The following is an 18,207-nucleotide window of genomic DNA, read 5'->3' on the forward strand; positions in this document are numbered from 1 at the left end:
TGTCGCCATGTTCGCTGGTCATTTCCACGACAATCTCGCCGGCTTTGCCGAAGTGTTCCAGACGAGCGACGACAGGCGCGACGCGCTGGACGGCGCGCGCCTGGCCGATCCCATCCATCTCACCCCCTTGCTTGCACGGTTTGGTCGGCACCATGGCTGCAGCGAGCCGCGCGCCACGGCGTCACAGTGGTCGAAGTATTTCTTCAGCCGATTGGGGATTACGACGCTTGTCGTTCAGATGGCCACGGACCGCGCCCTCGACCTGCGGCTGGATAACTTGCGCATGACCTGCCACGAGGACGGCACGCCGGCGTGTTTTCTGCTGGCATCTGGCGCTCAAGGACAGGCATCGAGCAGCGGGAGCGATTTCAGCCACCTGATCGACCATGCGCTCACACCGATCGTCGCAGCGCTGTCGTTGTATTGCCGACTGTCCGCGCGCGTATTCTGGAGCAACGCGGGCGTCTACTTTGCCTGGGCATTGGACGAGCTGGAGACACAACAACGCATACCGGCGTCACGGCTGGCGAGCGCCCGGGCCTTGCTGACTCGCCGGCAGCGCCAGGACGGCGGCTTCAACCCCTTCTACCGTGTCTACAAGGACTGCTCTCCGGGAACGCTGGACGGTAACGACGACGTCGTCGATCACTGCCGCCGCCTGTGCTGCATGCGCGATCTCGACGCACAATGGGGGCTGTGTGCAAACTGCCCGCGCGCCATGCACACGGCCACGCCCGATCGCGCCACCGGATAGTTGATGGAACTGCTCCGCCTAATCATGCGCGACTACCGCGCCGCGTTCATCGCCGTGCTTGTCGGCAGCCTGGCCAGTGCGGGCCTGGGCATTGGCGTGATCGCCTTCATCAACGCGCGCCTGATCGAAACCGGACCCGACGCGCTGGCCGCCCTTCCGCTGTTCTTCGGTCTGATCTGTCTGCTGCTGGCCGTGTCGCTGGCCTCCCAGCTCGGGCTGACCACGCTCGGCCACCGCTTTGTCTTCGACCTGCGCTCGCGGCTGGTCAAACGCATTCTCGATACCGATATCGAGCGCATCGAACACCTGGGCGACGCGCGGCTGCTGGCCAGCCTGTCGGCGGATGTGCGCAACGTGACCATCGCCTTCGTGCGCCTGCCCGAACTCGTCCAGGGCACGATCCTGACCCTGGCCTGCGTGTTCTACCTGGGCTGGTTGTCGCCCTCGATCCTGATCGTCACGGCCGCCTGGATCGCCGCCACCATGGCCTTCGGCTCCTGGCTGGTACGGCGTGTGTATCACCACATCAAGCTCGTACGCGAGGCCGAAGACGCGCTGTATCGCGACTACGAGAACGTCATTCGCGGGCGCAAGGAGCTCGCGCTCAACCGCGCGCGCGCCCGGCGCCTGTTCGACGAGACCTATACCCACAACGCCCGTAGCTATCAGCGCCACATCATCCGGGCGGACACCTTCCATCTGTCGGCCAACAACTGGGCCAACATCATGATGCTCGGCGCGATCGGCGTGGTGTTCTTCCTGGCCAACGGCCTGGGCTGGGCCACGCCCACGGTGGCTGCCACCTATGCGCTCACGATCCTGTTCCTGCGTACGCCGCTGATCGGCGCGGTCGGCGCGCTGCCGACACTGATCGCCGCCCAGGTCGCCTTCGACAAGCTGCGCTCTCTGGAACTGGCCGCGCATACCGCCGGCTTCGACACGCCCGAGCCGATCGGCGCCGACTGGCAGACGATCGAACTGCGCGATGTGTGCTTCGCCTATGACGGACTCGACGCCGGTTCCGATGGCAGCGCCCACCCCGGCGGTTTCGCCATCGGGCCGATCAATCTGACCCTGCGCCGCGGCGAGCTGGTGTTCCTGATCGGTGGCAACGGCAGCGGCAAGACCACGCTGGCGCGCCTGCTCACCGGCCTCTATGCGCCCAAATCCGGTGAGATCCTCGTCGATGGCGTGGTTATCGATGCCTCGAGGCGTGCGTCCCTCCGCGCGCTGTTCGCCGCCGTGTTCACCGATTTTCATCTGTTCGACCAGTTGATCGACAGCGACGGCCAGCCAGCCAGCCCGGCCTTCATCGACGATTGGCGCGCACGCCTGGGCCTGACCGACAAGCTCGCGCTCGACGGCGAGCGCATCCTCGATACCCAGCTCTCGCAGGGCCAGCGCAAGCGCCTGGCGTTGATGCTGGCCCTGGCCGAATCGCGCGACAGCCTGCTGCTCGACGAATGGGCCGCCGACCAGGACCCGGTCTTTCGGCGCGTGTTCTATCGCGAGCTGTTGCCGCTATTCGCCGAGCGTGGACATACCGTGTTCGCGATCAGCCACGACGACCACTACTTCGAGCACGCCGACCGGCTGCTGGAGATGCGTCACGGCCGCTTGGTCGAGCTCACCGGCGCGAATCGTGATGCCGCCAGTCACGACGCGGTCGCGCAAATCAGCCGCTAGCGGCGCGGCCATCCGGCTCGCCTTGTTCAGATGCGTCGCAGTCGCCACATGAAATAAGCGCCGCCGAGCAGCGACGCCGCCAGTCCGGCCGGAATCTCGCTGGGGAACAACAGCTGGCGCCCGGCCCAGTCGGCGCCGATCATCAGCAGCGCGCCGAGCGCCATCGATCCGGCCATGTGGTCACGCGCCCGCGACAGCCCCAGCAGGCGAGCCATATGCGGGGCGATCAGGCCGACGAAACTCAGCGGCCCGACCACCAGCGTGGCGCCGGCAGTGAGAAAAGACACCAGCAGCAACAGCAACAACCGGCTGCGCATCACGTCCAGGCCGAGCGCGCGCGCGGTGGGCATGCCCAGCGGCAGCACATCGAGCCAGGCGGCAAGCGGCCGGGTGAGCGCGGCAAGAACCAGCGCCAGCACCGCGACGCCGATCGCCATGTTCATGCTCACGTAGTAGGTCGAGCCGGAAATCCAGGCCAGCAGTTTCTGGGTGCGCGGATCGCCGCCGGCGAGCACGATGCGCTGGACGGCGTCGAATAGAAACATCATCGCGATGCCGGTAAGCAGCACGCGCTCGGGTTCGAAATCGTTGCGCATGTTGACGACGATGAGCACCGCGAGCGCGGCCAGCGCACCGAGCGTACCCGCGCCCAGCAGTGCCAGGGTACCGGCGGCCGGCCAGAGTAGTGCCAGGGCGATCAGCCCCAGCCCCGTGCCCGAGCTGATGCCGAGAAATTCCGGGCTGCCCATCGGATTACCCGACACCCGCTGGATGATGGTGCCGGCGAGCGCGAGCATGACCCCGGCCGCACCGGAAGCCAGCACCCGCGGCACCCGCCAGGCGCCGGTGGCTTGCCAGGCATCGAGCAGCGGCCAGGTCCAGCCGTCCGCGCCGCGGCCCACGAACAGGGCCACGACGACCATGGCTGCGGTGAGCCCTAGCAGCAGGCCGATCAGCCGGCCGGGAGCGGCATGGCGCGCCACCAGGCCGATACTGCTGGCCGACGGCGCCGAGCGCGTGAGGGTGACCCGCGGCAGCAGCCAGATCAGCAGTGGTGCGCCCAGAATCGCGGTGGCCGCGCCGGTGGGGATCAGCGTCGCCGAATCCTGTACCAGCAGCTGAATACCCAGATCGGTGATCGCCAGCAGCAACGCCCCGAACAGCGGCGCCCAGAGCAGACGCGCGGCGAGAGTCCGGGCACCGGCCAGACGCACCACCGCCGGCGCGGCCAGGCCCACGAAACTGATCACGCCGACGCCGGAGACCACGATGGCGGTCAGGAACACGCCCAGCCCGATCGCCGCCGCGCGCAGATATTTGAGCGATACGCCGAGGCTGCGGGCATTGACGTCGTCGAGCTCGAGCACCGACAGCGTACGCGCGAGCGCGGCCGCCGCGACCATGCCGATCACGAGTCTGGGCGCCAAGCCGATCACCCCGGCCCAGTTGTTCTGCGCCAGCGACCCCGCGCCCCAGATCATCAACCCCTTGAGCTGCTCCTGATTGAACAGAATGAAGACCACGGTCAGCGCGCCCAGATAGAGATTGACCACGAGGCCGGCCAGCACCACCACGGCGGGCGCCAGCGCCCGCCGCCAGGACAGCGCGAACACCAGGCCCATGGCCACCGCGCCGCCGAGAAATGCGATCGTGCCGCGCCCCACCAGCAGCAGCGCGGGTGCGAACAGCGTCGCCAGCAGCAGCCCCAGCTGGCCGCCGGTGGCGATCCCGAGCGTGGTCGGCGAGGCCAGTGGATTGCGCAGCGTCTGCTGTAGCAACACGCCGGCCAGGGCCAGGCCGGCGCCGCTGAGCAGGGCGATGACCAGACGCGGCAGCCAGCTGTAGAGCACCGCGATCTGGCGGAAACTATCGCCGTCGAGGGTGAGAAGCGCGGCCGCCCAGCCGCCGGGCGCGACCTGCTGCAGCCCCGCCGTCGCGAGCACCAGCAATACGATCGAAAAACCGCCACACAGCCGCGCCGGCGTCATGAACCAGCACCCGCGCTGGCATCGCCGTGGGCGAGCACCTCCAGGAGATTATCGGCAAACCGGATCGCCGACGGCAGCCCGCCAAAGCTCCAGGCCGGCGGCAGCGTGAGTACCGGGTGTGTCTTCACCGCCGGGATACGAGCCCACAGCACATTGTGTTCGAGCGATCCGGCCACGCCCACCGGCATCGGGTTGATGATCACGATCTGCGGCGCCTCACCCGGCGTCGACAGCTCGCCCAGGCGTTCCAGCGAGACCTGGGCATAGCCCCAGAACGACGTCGTCCCGGTCCAGGCGTTTTTCAGCCCGAGCTTGTCCAGCACCGACTGATACAGGCCACGCCCACCGAAGACACGCAGGTGGCGCGCGTCCAGGAACTGCACCAGCAGCAGCGGCGGCGTATCGGCGGGCACACGGCCGGCCAGTTCGGCCAGATGCGCGTTGCTGCGCGCAATCAACCGCTCGGCGGCGTCGGCGCGACCGACCGCCGCGCCCAATTCACGGGTGCCGGCTTCCAGATTGGGCCACAGCGGGCCGTCCCGATAATAGATCGATATCTCCCGAACCGGGGCGATCTTCGACAGCCGGGCCTTGTTGGCCTCGAACATGGGCGAAAGCGTGACCAGATCCAGCTTCATCTGCGCGAGCAGTTCCATGTTCGGCTGCACGCGCAGACCGATATTGCGGGTCATATCCGGCAGATCGCCGTCGTCCACCCACGACCGATAGGCATCCAGTTGGCCGATGCCCACCGGCGGCACGCCCAGCGCCGTCAGCGTTTCCGCCTGGGCCCAGTCGACCGTGGCCACGCGCGGCGTCACCGGTGACTCAGCAAAGACCTGCGGGTTCGCGGTCACGAAGGCCATCGCCAGAACCCACGAGCAGGCGCGCAGCAGATGACAGCCGAGCCGGGACCCGCCGGGCCGCGCGGCCCGCCGTGCGCCACGGCGTGATCTCACTGAACGACAGCGATCGGGTGGTTGTCGGCCGGATGCGCCATCACGCTCATGGGAATACCGTAGATGGCCTCGAGCGTGGCGCCCTTCATCATTTCGCTCGGCGCGCCCTGGGCGAGCAGACGGCCGCCGCGCAACGCCACCAGATGATCGCAATAACGCGACACCATGTTGACGTCGTGCAGCACGATGATCACGCCCAGACCCAGCGAGCTCGCCAGCTCGCGAATAAGCGCAAGCGTGTCGACCTGGTGCGCGATATCCAGCGCCGATAACGGCTCGTCGAGCAGAAGGAAGCGACTGCCCTGGGCCAGCAGCATGGCCAGCCAGACGCGCTGGCGCTCGCCACCGGAGAGCGTGTCGACCATGCGCTCGGCCATGCTCTCCGTATGAGTGAGCGCCAGAGCGCGTTCGATCTGGGTCTTGTCCTCTGCGCCGAGCCGACCCAGCAGGCCATGCCAGGGATAACGGCCGAAAGCCACCAGTTCGCGCACCGTCAGGCTGGTGGCACTGGGCAGATTCTGGGGCAGATAGGCGACTTCGCGCGCGAATTCCCGGTGGCCCCAGTTGTCGACCGCGCGTCCGTTGAGACAGACCTCACCGCAGCTGGCGCATTGCTGGCGCGCCATGAGCTTGAGCAAGGTGGACTTGCCCGAACCGTTGTGCCCGATGAGCCCATAAACCAGCCCCTGCCGGAAACACAGGTCGGTGGCCTCGAGCAGGCAACGGCCGTTGACCTCGAAGCGGGCGGCATTCAGTTCGAACATGGGCTACTCCGCAATGCGGCCGGGAATCGTCGTGCATCGCGCGCTGACTTGGATAATGGCCCAGAGAATAAGCTAAATACGAATGCGTATCAAAAAGAACACGTGCCGCGCAGCCACCTTCGAAGCCGGCCCGGCACGGACCGCGACGCGATATCGGCATCGACGCCACCACAAATACTCGCCGCCCGCTGCACCGCCGTTTAGAATTGGATCATCCCGACCTTCACTTGATCGCCTGCCATGAATCGATATCAAGCCGACGACCTCGGCAAGCTCGTCCTGCGTCTTGTGCTTGCCCTGCTCCTGCTCGCCCACGGCTTCGCCAAGATCACCGGCGGTATCGACGGTGTTCAGGCCATGCTGGTCGGCCACGGCTTGCCGCCGGAACTCGGCTACGCCGTGTTCATCGGCGAGATCGTCGCCCCCGCGCTGCTCATCGCCGGGCTATACAGTCGTTTCGCCGCGGGCGTGGTGGTCATCAACATGCTGGTCGCACTGTGGCTGGCCCATACCGGCCAGTTGCTGTCGCTCACGCCGCAGGGCGGCTGGGCCGTCGAACTGCAAGCGTTTTTCCTGTTCACCGCCGCCGCCATTGCCTTGATGGGCAGCGGCAACTACGCGCTACGGGCCGACTGATGCCTCGCACCGCCGGTGTCAGCCGGCGGGTTTTTGCGCGCTCGCGGCGCGGCGACAGCCGGCGAAGATATCCGTATCCGGATCATAGACAGACGTCTTGACGTCCATCAAGCCGAGCACCGTGGCAAACAGATTGTCCTGACTGACGCGTTCGTCGCCGGTTTTCTTCAGACAGGCGTCGTCGAGCCGGCTGTCGTCGATGAAGCCCGGCGACAGCCACGCGATCATCGGGATATGTGTCTGGCCTTCCGGGGCGACCATATAGGGGAAACCATGGAGATAGAGCCCCTTCTCGCCCAGTGATTCACCGTGGTCGGACAGATAGATCAACGCCGTATCCGCGCTGTCGTCGGCGCTCTTGAGCACGTCGATCAATGACGCCACGATGTGGTCGACGTAGCGCACGGTATTGTCGTAGCTGTTGACCAGTTGCTCGCGGCTGCAGTCCTGTGGCCGATTGCTACGGCATTCGGGCGTGTAGACCGCGAACTGCTTCGGATAGCGCCGATAATAGGCCGGGCCGTGGCTGCCCATCGTATGCATGACCAGCAGCACGTCGCCCTGGGTTTTATCGATGCGCTCGGCCAGGCCCTGCAAGAACACGCCGTCCAGGCAACGGTCCGCGTCACAGACACCGTCGATGCGATGGCTGCGCATGTTCTCGGTCGGTACGCGCTCGCACACGCCCTTGCAGCCGCCGGCCTGATTGTCCTCCCAGCGCACGTCGATGCCGGCGCGCCGGGCGACATCGAGCAGATTTTCCGAGTGGCGTGCGTCGTATTCGTCATAGTCGTCACGACCCACCGCAGAGAACATGCACGGCACCGACACCGATGTCGACGTGCCGCAGGAATGGGCATCGCTGAAATTGAGCACGTCCCGCTGGGCCAGTTCCGGCGTGGTGTCGCGCTCGTAGCCGTCGAGGCCCCAGTTGGCCGCGCGCGTGGTTTCGCCCACGACCACGATCATGACCTTGCGCTTGCCACGCGATGCGGGCGTCGCCGTGCGGCTCGCGTCTTCGCCGATCGTCTGCAACGGAATATTCTTGGCTTCGGCCGACTGGGTCAGGAACTGGCTGGCCGAATAGATCGCATAGGTGGGATTGATGAACATGCGCAGATCGCGGTTCTGACGCAGCACCAGGGAAAAGTCCTTGTAGTGAACGCCGATGGCGGCAACCGCCACCGCCAGCATGGCCACCACGAAGACGGATCGGACCAGCAGCGCCCGCCAGAACGGACGATGGACCAGCCGTACCCAGCCCACGGCGATCACCGGCAGCACACCGGTAAGCAGCAGATGCCATACCAGCGCCGTGCTGAACAGACCGGCCGCTTCGGCCTGATCGGTCTCCATCGTGTTGGCGAGCATGGTGTCATCCACCACGATGCCGTAGGTGACCATGAAATAACCCACCAGCGACGCGACCAGCAACAGCACGACCACGAAGGGCTTGTACAAGTATCGCCAGGCAAACAACGACATCAGCGCCGAGAGCGCCGCGACCAGAAAGACCGCGACCGCCACACCGAAGCTCAGATTCGACAGTTGGGTGACGTGCGCGGCCTCGCTCAGGTGGTGCCAGAACTCCACGTTGTCGAACGCCACGATGAATGCAGCCACCAGCAGGGTGAACGTCGGCACGCCCAGCGTCGGACGCCATGAGCGCCTGGATGTCCGACGCGTGCGTTCCCGCATGCCTGCCCGCTGATCGCGATCTGTCATAGGTGTGCTGCCCCGTCCCCGAGGTTTCAGTCCAGAATAACCAACGATTATCGACAGCAGGCCGTTATACAGTCGTTAGACACCGGCGCGCGCGCCATGCCATGGATTCGCGCTCGCGCGGCGCGGGCCGTAAGCTGAGCGCACCGCCGATTCCCATGGATACCGCATGTCGATCTTTTCCCGTATTCGTCAAAAGCTCGTCGTTGCCAGCGACGAGACGCCGGTCGAGTCACCGGCCAGCCAAGCCCCCACCCCCGACCGTATCGATCTGACCCAGGGCCTGGACGCCTATCGGGATGGCGCCCGCTTCATCGACGTGCGCGAGCCGCATGAATGGGCGCAGGGGCACATCGCCGGGGCCGTGCACCGTCCCGTGGGTGATATAGAAGCCGACGCGCGGCTGTCGGTCTCCCCCGATACACCGGTGGTAACGTATTGCGCCGCCGGTGCGCGGGCCGCGCGCGCCGCGGCCGTACTCAACGCGCACGGGTATCTCAACGTCAAAGCACTGGCAGTCGGCTACGGCGACTGGGCACAGGCCGGCTACCCGATCGAGCGACCGGCCGACGAACCCGAGACCTAGCACGCCCGGTTTTCAACGCGACAGCACGCAGGCGGTCGCGAATCCTGCATGCACGTACACCGATGCTCTGTCGATCACGGGATAGCCGCGCTGGCGCCTCCGGGAAACACAGGCGGGGCGGCCGCCGCGCCTGTAGTCCTGTATCCTTCGAGGCTGGGCCGCATACCACGACCCACAAATGAGGTTATGTGTAACGAGGTGCAGCATGAGCCGCCGCGTCGATATTGACGCGACCCGCCGGGATGTCGATATTGTCCGTTGCCGGTGCGACGCACCAATCGGGAGAGAAGTCTTGTACCGCCTTATAGAACCGTATCGTGGGACACGTAGCTGATGCCTGCCGTCATTGATGCCATCGAATACATGCTCCCCGCGCGCACCGAATCGATCGACGAGATCGCGGCGCGCTTTCCGAACTGGCCGCTGGAAAAGATCGCCGAGAAGACCGGTATTCGTGCGCGCCATGTCGCCGGCGATGACGAATGCGCATCGGATTTCGGCGTCATTGCCGCGCAGCAGCTGCTCGAGCGCACCGGCACCCACGTCGCCGATATCGACTACCTGATCTTCTGTACCCAGACGCCCGACTATCTGGCTCCTACGACCGCCTGTCTGGTGCAGGAACGCCTCGGCCTGCCCACCCATGTCGGTGCGCTGGACATCAACCTGGGCTGTTCGGGCTATATCTATGCTTTGGGCGTAGCCAAGGCGCTGATCGAAACCGGCCAGGCAAAAAAACTGCTTCTGATCACGGCCGACACCTACAGCAAGTTCGTGAATCCGGGCGACAAGAGCGTGCGCGCCCTGTTCGGCGACGCCGCCGCCGCCACGCTGATGAGCGATGGCCCGGCCGACGCCGCCAACGCGATCGGCCCGTTCATCTACGGCACCGACGGCAGTGGCGCGCAGGATCTGATCGTGCCCAACAGCGGCATGCGCAATCGCGCGGCCCATACGCAGTCGGAGGAATACACCGACCGCCACGGCAATACCCGCTCGGACCACAACATCTACATGAACGGACGCGGGGTGATCGAGTTCACCCTGCGTGAAGTGCCGCGCGCGGTCGCCCAGCTGTGCGAAAAGGCTGGCGTGACCCTCGACGAGATCGACGCGGTGATTCCGCACCAGGCCAGCGCCACCGTGCTCGAAGGCATCCGCAAGAAACTCGATCTGCCGCGCGAACGCTTCGTGGTGTGCATGGAAGACATCGGCAACACCGTGTCCTGCAGCGTGCCGATCGCCATGAAGCGCGCGCTGATCAGCGGTCAGATCAAGCCGGGCGGCCTGTTGCTGCTGGTCGGCTTCGGCGTGGGGCTGTCCTGGGGCGCGACGCTGGTGCGCCTGCCCGCGAATTTCGTGCTCACCACGCAGGATTAATCGGCAAGTCGATCTTATCCTCACAAAACCGACATGGACCCGCGCATCGGTGGATGCCGCGGGTCTGACACTGCGTTTGCCGGCTCCGCTGTCGGATCACCGCGTCCGATCGCGCCAGGGATAAAGCCGAGAGCGCGAGTCACGACACGATCAGCCGCTGATCGACCGGCGGCCGTTGCCGATCAAACAGGCAATCGGCCGCGTTGTCGCAACCCGGCCCGACCGCGACCGGCGAGTTCCGGCACCTGATTCGACCGCTTTGCCAAGGACGCCGACCGGCTGGCCGGCGTCGTGCCGGTGATCAGTGAGTTCCGGATATTCCCACGCAAGCAGGCCCCGGCCGTGGCGCGCTCACCAGCGATAGCTCAGGTTTCCGATCACGCTGCGTGATTCACCGTAATAACACCAGTAGTCACAGCTCGACACGTATTCCTTGTCGAGGATATTGGTCGCATTGACCTGGATTCGCCACTGATCGGTCAGATCGTAGCGGGCCAGTGCGTCGAACACCGTGTGGTCTGGCACGGTAATGTCGCCGTCAACGCTCTCGCCGACATAACGCGCACCGCCGCCGACGCCGAAATCCCTGAGTGGACCTTCGGCGAAGGTGTACTCGGCCCGCAGCGATGCCTGATGCCGAGGTATGAGCGGGGCGCGCACGCCGCGCTGACTTTCCGAGAGATCGACCCGGGCGTGGGTATAGTTGTAGGCACCGATGACCTGCAGCTCATCCGTCACATAACCGACGGTTTCGAACTCGATCCCCTTGGATTGACGTTCGCCAGCCTGTACCTGGAAACCACCCGCCGACGTGATGAGCGTATTGGTCTCCTCGAGATCGTAAGCCGCCAGCGAGGCGTAGCCGTCCCAGCCGTCGGGCGCGAACTTCAGGCCGACTTCGTACTGCGTACCCTCGCGCGGTTTGTACTGACTGGCCGCCGTCGTGGTCCGCCCCAGCGGCTGGAAGGATTCGGTGTAGCTGAAATACGGCGAGAGGCCATAGCCCGCGTGATACAGGATGCCGCCGGTGAACGAGTAGTGGTCGACGTCGTAGCTCTGGGTGACATCGGTCGTTCTATTGATATTGTCCTGATCGGCCATGTCGTAGCGCATGCCGCCCAGCAGGATCAGACGATCGTAGAGCGTGAGTTGATCCTGGAGATACAGGCCGGTCTGTTCGCCGTTGATGCGTCGATCGTTCAGATCACCGCCACCCACCGGATCGAAGTTGCCGTATTGCGGATCGAACAGATCGATCGGCTCGCCGAACGAGAACAGATCCGCCTCCTGGGCACGCAGCTTGATGTGCTGGTAGTCGACGCCGGCCAGCAGCGTGTTCGCGACGTGACCCCATTCCCAGTTTCCAATCACCTGGTTGTCGAGCGCCCATGCATCGATGTCGCCATCGCGATAGACCAGCCCGCGCGTGCCTTTCCGTGCGCCCGAGCGGGCAAGTATGTAACTGCTGCGCAGAAACAGCTCCTGATGGCTGTAGCGCACGTTCTGCTTGAACGTCCAGGTGTCGTTGAACGCATGCTCGAACTGATACCCGAGTTCGGTCTGCTTGACGCGATTGCGATCGTAGGCGGGCTCGCTGTAATTGGTGCGCGGATCCACCTTGCCGAACGGCGTGTCGTCGACGGTGCCATAAGCCAGCTTGAAGGGATTGGTCGGCACACCGTCATCGTGCTGGAAACTGCTGAGCAGCGTCAGCGAGGTATCCGACGAGAAATCGATATTCAGGCTCGGAGCAATGTAGTAGCGCGTGTTATCGGTATAGGCCAGTTCGCCGTCGCGTTCCTTGTACGTTCCGACCAGTCGGTACTGGACCTTGTCGGAGTCGTTGACCGGACCCGACGTATCGAAACCGACCTGATGGAAGTTGCGCGTACCGAAACCGAAATCAACGCGGCCCTGCGGCTCGTCGGTCGGGCGCTTGCTGACTGCGTTGATCAGGCCACCGGGCGGCGCCTCGCCGTACAGGATGGACGAGGGCCCCTTGAACACCTCGACGCGCGACAGGCCGTAGGGCTCGATCTGCCAGCCGTAGAAGCCTTCCTGATAGATTCGCAGGCCGTCCTGATAGGTCGTCTGGTCAAAGCCGCGAACCTTGAACCAGTCGGTGTTGTTGTCGGCACCGTACTGGCCCGAAAGCACGCCGGCCCGATAACGCAATGTCTCGTCCAGACTCTGGACATTGCGCCCCTGCAATTCTTCCTGATCGACAACCGAGACAGAACGCGGCGTATCCACGACCGGCACCTCGACCTTCAACGCCGTTCCGGCCACCACCAGCGGTGCCAACGAGGTCAGCGATTCGGCCTCCGCGGACTCTTCGTTCGCAGCCCGGTCGGCGCCCGCCGTACTCTCGTCGTAAGCGACCGCCGTCGATCCCGGCACCGTAGCGTCGGCAAGCGCTACGCCAACGGGAAATACGAACGTGCTTGCGGCCGCGCACAGCAAGACGCGAAACACATATCCATGATCGACGCCTGTAAACGCGCATCGCTTGCCTGATTGCTTCATGACCCCTCCCTGCTAACACCCCGAGGCAGGCTCTGTGCGGAGCCCACCCCACCCCCGAACGATGACCATGCCCCGCTCAGAAGCTCTTAGTGTGAACAGCCCAAATACAGTTGTCTATAGGAATCATTCGTATTTGCAGCGCGTAGATGATTCTGCTGCGTTCAGGCGCCATGCTTCGACGCCCCGACATCCGCGCTTACGGCAAAGCGTTCTCGCCGCGACCCTCCGAGAACCCTTCCCTACGGAGATGGAGCAGCGTGACGCAACGTCTTGTAAGAGTTGATGATGACGACGCCAATGGTCGAAAACGACGGCCGGCATATTCCGGATATGCCGACGGCTGATACGGAAGGCTTGTTGCCGGCTCAAGTGCCGCGACGGCGCTGGATTGTCATCACCGCCGGGGCAATAACGGGACGGCCATCGACGCGAGCCCGTGTCTTCTGCCTGTCGGTCGTCAGCGAAACGCGCTGAATAGTTCGGCCATGCATTCGTCCAGCTCGGCGTCTACGCGTATTCGCGACTGGCCGCCTGACACCGGCGTCTTCCCATGTGTCGGGCCGGCCGATCCGCGCGAATACGATCGGCGCCACGGCACCCCCACTTGGCGAGGGTTTCCTTGCGGATAGGCGTTGACAGCAAGCGAGCCCATGCAACCGAGTGCCGCCGCCAACAGGCCAGCTCAGATGACGCGGGCCTAAGGCCGCTGACCCAGCGCTTCGAGAGCAGCTCTTGCACCCTGTTCGTGAAGACACGCGAGCGTATCGACATAGGCCGCCACGAAGCGCGCGTCGTCGACCAGATCCCCGAACAGGTCGCGATTTTCGATGAACGCGGTCGGGTTGTCGCGATTATGGGCAGCAATCGTCTTCAACTCGTCAGCCAGACGATCGACGATCCGGATCGGCTCGCCGGCTTCGTCGACGCCTTCGGCATACCGGGCCCAGCTGGCCACCACGGCCGCCGAACGCTTGATCTCGCCGCCGCGGGCCAGCTGTTCGCGGATCACCGGCAACAGCCATTTGGGAATCCGGTCCGAGCTTTCCGCGCACAGGCGCGCGAGGGTGTCGCGAATTTCCGGGTTGGAGAAGCGCGCGATCAGGGTGTGCTTGTATTCGGCCAGATCCACGCCCGGCACCGGCTCGAGGGTGGGCGTGCCCTCCTCGTCCATGTAGGCGAGCAGGAAATCGGCGAACAGACGGTCCTGGCAGACCTCGTGGGCATAGCGATAGCCGGCCAGATAACCGAAATAAGTCAGCGCCTGATGACTGGCGTTGAGCAGGCGCAGCTTCATCAGCTCGTAGGGCTCGACGTCGTCGACGATCTGCACCCCGACCTGCTCGAACGCCGGCCTGCCGGCATTGAATCGATCCTCGAGCACCCATTGCACGAACGGCTCGCAGACCACCGGCCAGGCGTCGTCGATATCGAAGCGCCGGCGTACCTCGGCGATATCGTCGTCGGTGGTCACCGGCGTGATGCGATCGACCATGGAGTTGGGGAAACAGACCTGTTCGGCTATCCAGGCACCGAGTTCGGCATCCTTGCGGGCCGCGAACGCGGTGAACATTGCCCTGGCCACGTCGCCGTTGCCCTGGATGTTGTCGCAGGACATGAGCGTGAACGGGCCCAGGCCGCGGTCGCGGCGTCGGCGCAGGGCTTCGGTGATCAGCCCGAAGGAGGTCTTCGGGGTCGCGCCCTCGCCCAGATCGTGGGCAACATCGGCAGTGTCGAAATCGAACTCGCCGGTCACATGATGGAAATTGTAGCCGCCTTCGGTGATCGTCAACGACACGATACACGTGGTCTCGGCCGCCATTTTCTCGATCACCGCCTCGGGGTCGTTCGGTGCGAACAGATAATCCACGATCGAGCCGATCACGCGGGCGTCGTAATGTCCGTCGGCGTGCTTGACCACCAGCGTGTACAGACCGTCCTGCGCTGCCATGACATCGGCCATGCGCCGGTCGGCCGCCATCACGCCGACACCGCAGATTCCCCAGTCCAGCGCCTGGCCGGCGTTCATGAGGCGGTCGACATACATCGCCTGGTGGGCGCGGTGAAAACCGCCCACGCCGAAATGCACGATGCCGGCGCTGATCCGGCTGCGGTCGTAAGACGGGCGGGCGACCGCGCTGTCCAGCGCGGGCAGGGTCGCGTCGTTCAGAGGCTGCATTTCGGCATCTCCTGACAATGATTGAATGGTATTACCGTGGCCGCGCCCTGCGGGCGCGCACGTCAGCCGCTGGCGGCGGCGGGTTCGTGATCCGGTGCGCCCGGCAACAGCGCGGCCTCGCTCACGGTATCGAACAGATAGAGTTGTTCCGACGCACAGCGCAAGGCCACGTCGTCGCCCATGGCGATCCGTTGATGGGGTTCGATCTGGGCGGTCAGCTTGACCTGGCCGACACGGACCTGGATCAGGGTGACCGCGCCCAGCGGCTCGACCACTTCGACCCGACCGCGTACGACGTTGTCATCGGCGGCCGGCGTTTCGGCCTGCAGATGCAGATGTTCCGGCCGCACCCCGACCCACACCTCGCCGCCCGCCTTGTCCAGCGCCGAGCGGTGGGCCGGCGTCGGCGCCAGCGAAAAGCCCTCGCCGACCATTCTGTCTTCGCCGGCATCCACCGACGCCTTGAGGAAGTTCATCGACGGCGTGCCGATGAAACCGGCCACGAACATGTTGGCCGGGTGGTCGTAAAGATTGTTGGGCGTATCCACCTGCTGGATCAGGCCGTCGCGCAGCACGGCGATGCGCTGGCCCATGGTCATGGCCTCGGTCTGGTCGTGGGTGACGTAGAAGGTGGTCACGCCCAGCTTGCGGTGCAGCTTGACGATCTCGGCGCGCATGTCCACGCGCAGCTTGGCATCCAGATTGGACAGCGGCTCGTCCATCAGAAACACCTGCGGCTGGCGTACGATCGCGCGGCCGAGCGCCACGCGCTGACGCTGACCGCCGGACAGCGCGCGCGGCTTGCGATCCAGCAGATGCTCGATATCGAGCACCCGCGCGGCCTCGGTGACCTGCTTGTCGATCTCGGCCTTGGTATATTTCTTCAGCTTGAGACTGAAGGCCATGTTGCCGTACACGGTCATGTGCGGGTACAGGGCATAGCTCTGGAACACCATGGCGATATCGCGATCCTTGGGCGCCATGCCGGAGACGTCCTTGCCGGCGATACGGATCTCGCCTTCGCTGTTCTGTTCCAGGCCCGCGATCATGCGCATGGTGGTGGTCTTGCCACAGCCCGACGGGCCCACCAGCACCACGAACTCGCCGTCCCTGGTGACCAGGTTGAAGTTGTCGACCGCCTTGGCGCCATCGCTGCCGAACTGCTTGCTGACGCCTTTCAACTCTACAACTGCCATCTCGAATTCCTCGTTGAGCCGGGCGCGACGCCGGCGTCTACTTGACCGCGCCGAACGTCAGGCCGCGCACCATCTGGCGCTGAGCGAACCAGCCGAGCACGATGATCGGGGCGATCGCCAGCACCGACGCCGCCGACATCTTGGCCCAGAACATGCCCTCGGCACTCTTGAACGAGGCGATGAACACGGCCAGCGTGGCCGCCGAGTGGTTGGTCATGGTGATGCTCCAGAACGACTCGTTCCAGGCCAGAATCAACGCCAGCAGCGCGGTCGAGGCCAGCCCCGGCATCGCCAGCGGCAGGATCACGCGGGTCATGGTCTGCCAGGTGGAAGCACCGTCGATGTCGGCCGCCTCGACCAGATCCTTGGGAATATCCTTGAAGTAGGAATAGACCATCCAGATCATGATCGGCAGGTTCATGGCGGTGTAGAGCGCGATCAGCCCCCATACGCTGTCGAGCATGTGCAGGTTCTTGTAGACCAGAAATATCGGAATCAGCACGCCGACCGCGGGAATGAACTTGGTCGAGACCATCCACACCAGCGTGAAATCGGTTCGCTTGCTCGGATAGAAGGCCATCGCGAACGCCGCGGGCACGGTCAGCAGCAGGCCGATGACGGTCGACACCACCGAGGTGATCAGCGAATTCCAGGCGTAGTGCCAGTAGCCGCCGCCCTGGGCCAGCGCGGTACGAAAACTCTCCAGCGTCGGCGTAAAGAAAAAGCTCGGCACGGTCGAGAACGCCGTGGCTTCGGTCTTGAACGCGGTCAGCAGCAGCCACAGCAGCGGGAAGAACATGAGAAAGGCAACCGCATAGGCGAGCGCGTTGAGCAATACACTGGACACACCGGTCGTCTTCATCGCTCGGCCCCCGCGTTGAGATTGCCGGCCACGAACCGGATCAGGAAGATGGCGAATATATTGGCCAGCACCACCGCCCCGATCGCGGCCGCCGACGATACCCCGATGTCGTACTGGAAGAACGCGCCCTGATAGATGTAATACGGCAGATTGGTGGTCGCCGTGCCCGGCCCGCCGCCGGTGGTGGTATAGATTTCGGCGAACGAGGTCAGAAAGAAGATGCTTTCCAGCATGACCACGACATAGAGCACCTGGCCCAGATGCGGGATCACGATATGCCGGAACTCGTGCCACTTGCTGGCGCCGTCCAGACGTACCGCTTCGAGCTGTTCCTCGGGCAGTGACTGCAGACCGGTGAGCAACACCAGCATGGCGAACGGCGTCCATTCCCAGCTGATCATGATGATGATCGAGGTCATCGGAAAATGCGCCAGCCAGTCGATGGGCGTGCCCCCCACCAGCCGGAACGCCCAGGCGAACAGCCCGTAGACCGGATGGAAGAGCATGTTCTTCCAGATCAGACCGGTGACCACCGGCATGACGAAGAACGGGGCCACCGCCAGCGTGCGGCACAGACCCTTGCCGGCGAAGTGGCGGTTGAACAGCAGCGCGAACGCCAGCCCCAGCACCACGGTGATGATCAGACACACCAGCACCAGCATCAGCGTGGTGACCAGGGCATTCCAGAAGATCGGATCGACGAACAGGATCTGATAATTGCCGAGTCCGGCGAAGCCGCTCATCATCGGCATCATCAGATTGTAGTTCTGGAACGAGTAGTACAGCGTCATCGCCAGCGGCACGATCATCCATACCAGCAGGAAGATAACCGCCGGCGCCAGCAGCCAGCGCGTCGACGTCTTGCTCGGCTTGCGCTGGGCGGCGACGGCCGTGTCCGCGTGCCCGTTGACGGTTGTTGTGCTTGTCACGATTGCGGTTCCCGCTCGGTTGGCCGGATCCCCACGGCGCCGC

Annotated in this window: 14 protein-coding genes; 5 read left to right on the plus strand and 9 right to left on the minus strand. The window is 64.6% G+C overall.

Annotation, left to right across the window (positions count from 1 at the left end):
* The first annotated feature begins 7 nt into the window (after nt 1-7).
* Nucleotides 8-754, plus strand: coding sequence for a siderophore-iron reductase FhuF (gene fhuF / locus ACFOSU_RS05055; protein ID WP_380687114.1), 747 nt, complete (start codon nt 8-10; stop codon nt 752-754).
* A gap of 3 nt (nt 755-757) precedes the next feature.
* The gene (locus tag ACFOSU_RS05060; RefSeq protein ID WP_380687116.1) at nt 758-2,440 is read left to right on the plus strand and encodes a multidrug ABC transporter permease/ATP-binding protein; all 1,683 of its coding nucleotides are present in this window, start codon (nt 758-760) and stop codon (nt 2,438-2,440) included.
* Between the two features lie 26 nt (nt 2,441-2,466).
* Here the strand turns inward: ACFOSU_RS05060 and fhuB are convergent, their stop codons facing one another.
* From fhuB to ACFOSU_RS05075, 3 genes are read right to left on the minus strand one after another with little or no spacing between them, the layout of a single operon-like run.
* A complete protein-coding gene (gene fhuB, locus ACFOSU_RS05065; RefSeq protein ID WP_380687118.1) occupies nt 2,467-4,428 on the minus strand; it encodes a Fe(3+)-hydroxamate ABC transporter permease FhuB in 1,962 nt (653 codons plus the stop codon).
* Nucleotides 4,425-5,387 carry an iron-siderophore ABC transporter substrate-binding protein gene (locus ACFOSU_RS05070; RefSeq protein ID WP_380687120.1) on the minus strand — a complete coding sequence of 321 codons (963 nt, stop codon included), beginning with the start codon at nt 5,385-5,387 and terminating at the stop codon, nt 4,425-4,427. Before ACFOSU_RS05070 ends, fhuB begins: the two co-directional genes overlap by 4 nt.
* Entirely contained in the window at nt 5,384-6,151 is a 768-nt protein-coding gene (locus ACFOSU_RS05075) for an ATP-binding cassette domain-containing protein (protein WP_380687123.1), read from the minus strand. The genes ACFOSU_RS05070 and ACFOSU_RS05075 overlap by 4 nt, the downstream gene beginning before the upstream one ends.
* A gap of 240 nt (nt 6,152-6,391) precedes the next feature.
* On the opposite strand from ACFOSU_RS05075, the gene ACFOSU_RS05080 reads away from it, so the two are divergent.
* Entirely contained in the window at nt 6,392-6,787 is a 396-nt protein-coding gene (locus ACFOSU_RS05080; RefSeq protein ID WP_380687125.1) for a DoxX family protein, read from the plus strand.
* A gap of 18 nt (nt 6,788-6,805) precedes the next feature.
* On the opposite strand, the gene ACFOSU_RS05085 is transcribed toward ACFOSU_RS05080, so the two are convergent.
* The gene (locus ACFOSU_RS05085) at nt 6,806-8,512 is read right to left on the minus strand and encodes a phosphoethanolamine transferase (RefSeq protein WP_380687127.1); all 1,707 of its coding nucleotides are present in this window, start codon (nt 8,510-8,512) and stop codon (nt 6,806-6,808) included.
* A gap of 166 nt (nt 8,513-8,678) precedes the next feature.
* Between ACFOSU_RS05085 and ACFOSU_RS05090 the strand changes: the two genes are divergently transcribed.
* The gene (locus tag ACFOSU_RS05090) at nt 8,679-9,095 is read left to right on the plus strand and encodes a rhodanese-like domain-containing protein (RefSeq protein WP_380687129.1); all 417 of its coding nucleotides are present in this window, start codon (nt 8,679-8,681) and stop codon (nt 9,093-9,095) included.
* Nucleotides 9,096-9,428: 333 nt separating this feature from the next.
* Nucleotides 9,429-10,475, plus strand: a complete 1,047-nt coding sequence (locus tag ACFOSU_RS05095) for a 3-oxoacyl-ACP synthase III family protein (protein ID WP_380687131.1) — start codon at nt 9,429-9,431, stop codon at nt 10,473-10,475.
* Between the two features lie 351 nt (nt 10,476-10,826).
* Here the strand turns inward: ACFOSU_RS05095 and ACFOSU_RS05100 are convergent, their stop codons facing one another.
* The 5 genes from ACFOSU_RS05100 to ACFOSU_RS05120 form a co-directional block, all read right to left on the minus strand.
* Nucleotides 10,827-13,001, minus strand: a complete 2,175-nt coding sequence (locus ACFOSU_RS05100) for a TonB-dependent siderophore receptor (RefSeq protein ID WP_380687133.1) — start codon at nt 12,999-13,001, stop codon at nt 10,827-10,829.
* Nucleotides 13,002-13,698: 697 nt separating this feature from the next.
* Nucleotides 13,699-15,177 carry a mannitol dehydrogenase family protein gene (locus tag ACFOSU_RS05105; protein ID WP_380687135.1) on the minus strand — a complete coding sequence of 493 codons (1,479 nt, stop codon included), beginning with the start codon at nt 15,175-15,177 and terminating at the stop codon, nt 13,699-13,701.
* A 62-nt stretch (nt 15,178-15,239) separates the two neighbouring features.
* Nucleotides 15,240-16,373, minus strand: coding sequence for an ABC transporter ATP-binding protein (locus ACFOSU_RS05110; RefSeq protein ID WP_380687138.1), 1,134 nt, complete (start codon nt 16,371-16,373; stop codon nt 15,240-15,242).
* A gap of 37 nt (nt 16,374-16,410) precedes the next feature.
* Nucleotides 16,411-17,235: a carbohydrate ABC transporter permease gene (locus ACFOSU_RS05115; protein ID WP_380687140.1), complete on the minus strand. Its 825-nt coding sequence runs from the start codon at nt 17,233-17,235 to the stop codon at nt 16,411-16,413.
* Nucleotides 17,232-18,164 (minus strand): carbohydrate ABC transporter permease, encoded by a 933-nt coding sequence (locus ACFOSU_RS05120; RefSeq protein WP_380687142.1) that lies wholly within the window; start codon nt 18,162-18,164, stop codon nt 17,232-17,234. The genes ACFOSU_RS05115 and ACFOSU_RS05120 overlap by 4 nt, the downstream gene beginning before the upstream one ends.
* Nucleotides 18,165-18,207: the final 43 nt, after the last annotated feature.

The organism is Salinisphaera aquimarina, assembly GCF_042643355.1.
Classification (GTDB): domain Bacteria; phylum Pseudomonadota; class Gammaproteobacteria; order Nevskiales; family Salinisphaeraceae; genus Salinisphaera; species Salinisphaera aquimarina.